The organism is Acinetobacter sp. 228, from assembly GCF_048147885.1.
On the sequence record NZ_JAYWYV010000062.1, the window covers coordinates 1 to 2,364 of the forward strand.

1 protein-coding gene is annotated in these 2,364 nt (G+C 34.9%); it reads right to left on the minus strand.

Features of this window, described 5'->3' with window-relative positions:
• Positions 1-86: 86 nt before the first annotated feature.
• Positions 87-2,237, minus strand: a complete 2,151-nt coding sequence (gene yccS, locus VXQ92_RS15770) for a YccS family putative transporter (RefSeq protein WP_416682443.1) — start codon at positions 2,235-2,237, stop codon at positions 87-89.
• Positions 2,238-2,364 lie beyond the last annotated feature (127 nt).

Sequence of the window (2,364 nt, forward strand, 5' to 3'; positions counted from 1 at the left end):
TAGCTTTAAAACGAGAAATGCAGGAAAGAGTTGTACAAGACTTACATTAAAAAAATACCGGAATTTATATTCCGGTATTTTTTATTCTATTTAATTTCATGCTCTAAAAGTTTGCCTTTTAAGCTTAAGAGTTCAGGCAAGGTTTCTAATAATAAACTCATCTGTTTTAAGACAAGTGTGTAGTTCTCTGAAAAATGTTCGTGAGTTATTAAACTTTGAATTTGCTTTAAAGTTTGTTCAAGAAAACTAAAGTTAACCGACGCTTGTTCAAATAAACTTTGTTTAAGAATTTGCTGACAATCCAGTAAGAGTTGTAATACCTGTTGATCGTCAATTTTTTGTCTTTGGCTACCTAATGCTGCGATATAGCTCAGCTGGCTGTGGCTATAAACCAAATAACGAAAGGCATAATGAATCAGCTCTGGATTTGGGTTGGGCTCGGCACTTAAGCTTGAAATCATATTCGACAGTTCAATTTGCGCGTTATGTGCAGCACGGCGAATTCTACGATATTCAATGTCTTGATTTTTCCCATGCTGATATTGCTCGACAATCACATTGAAGTAATCGAAAGTTGCTTGGCTACTTTTCTTAATATTGTTTGGAATATTACGGAAGTTCCAGTCCGGCCATATAAAATTAACAGCAAGCCAAGCAATAAAGCAGCCTAATAAGGTGTCGATTAGGCGAGGTAAAATAATGCTGTAACCTGCACCTTTTAAGTTGAAAATGAGCAATACCATTAAGGTTGCCATCAGTGTTGCCAGCGCATATTTTTTCTGGCGTAAGTAGAAAAAGCTAACTCCACAAATAATGGTAAGAATGAGTTGACCTTCAATACTAGGAACAAAATATAAAATGGGAATACCCAATAAAACGCCGAGTAAAGTCCCAATCGTTCTAAGCTTTAAACGACTTTTGGTTGCAAAGTAAGTAATTTGGCAAACAAATAAACTGGTGAGCAAAATCCAGTAACCATGTTGGGCAAAAGGTAAGAGGGAAATGGCATAACCCGCAGCAAAGACAACCGCAATTCGTACTGCATGTCTAAATAGGGCCGATTGTGGCGTCAGTTGCTGCCGAATTTTTAAAACAAGGTCTGAAAATCCTTGAATATCGTCATCTAGTAAATTGAGATGTTCTTGCTTGTTTTGATTCAACGTTTCATTAAACGGTTGAGCATATTGAAGCTGCTCAAATTGTTCATGCATTCCTTTTAAATTATTAAAAATCAGCTTTAAATTTTTAACTTCAAAATTTTGTGGATGCTGTTGTATCCAGTCTTTCAAAGAGCTTTCCAAATGGTTTAGGCCAATTTGGCTTTCTTGAGAAGACTGATATTGTTGATTATGCAAAATGCATTGGGCTAAATCATAGCAAGCTTGTGCCTGTAAGCGTAGGTTTTTCTGAAAACGAAAAATGAGATCACTACGGCTAAAATTTTGTTGGATATGCTCGTAGTGTAAATAATTAGAAGTTGCCTGCTCGTGTATATCTCGCGCAAAAAAGTATAGGTTTAACCAGTAAATACTTTTATTACTGACTCGTGATGCCTTAAGGCGAGTTAGCAGAGAGCTGCGTATTTGGTTAAGACTTTGCGCAACTTGTGTATTTTGTAGTGATAACTCAAATAAAAGCTGTTCAACATTTTCTTTATTATCTGGGTCGAACAACCGTGCTTTAGCTTGAAGTAAGGCTGAAATTTCTTCAAAAATTTGTGAAAGTTTATCTTGTAAAGGAAGTGTTGGTTTAAGAATAAAAAATAAAATAGAAGTTAGGCCGTACCACAACGCACCATAGACAAAATAAGTAGGCTGTTGGTACCAGTGTGCATATTCTCCTAAACCAAACATACTATAAATTGAGAGTAAAATCGTACCAAAAGAAATGGTAGCGTAGCGTTGCCCTAAAGCTCCCAATAAAATGAAACAAGCACTGGAAATTGAAAGATATAAAATAAATAAAAATTTATAAGGTGCTAAAAAACCAAGAATAGTGCTGACAGTAAAAAAGAGTAGGCAGACATAAAGCAGATTGCGTAAACGAAGACTTAAGCGATCATCAAAATCGGTAAGTGCAGCAGCAATTGCACCTAAAGTCACAGGAACGATCAGCTCGTTATGTCCTAACCAAAGTAAACCTAAAGTTGTACCTGTGAGTACAATTAAAATTTGCAGGCAATAAATTAAAATTGAATTCGCTTTAAAACGATTGAATAGTTGAGTCAGATTATTCACGGCTTTTTTCTAAATGAGAGGGTACGTGACAATTGGTATTTAAATTTTTATTACTTGAAAAATATTATGCGTTTTGTCTAAAAAAGTCAGTTTATTTTTTGAGATTTTATAATAATTAATTAGTCTA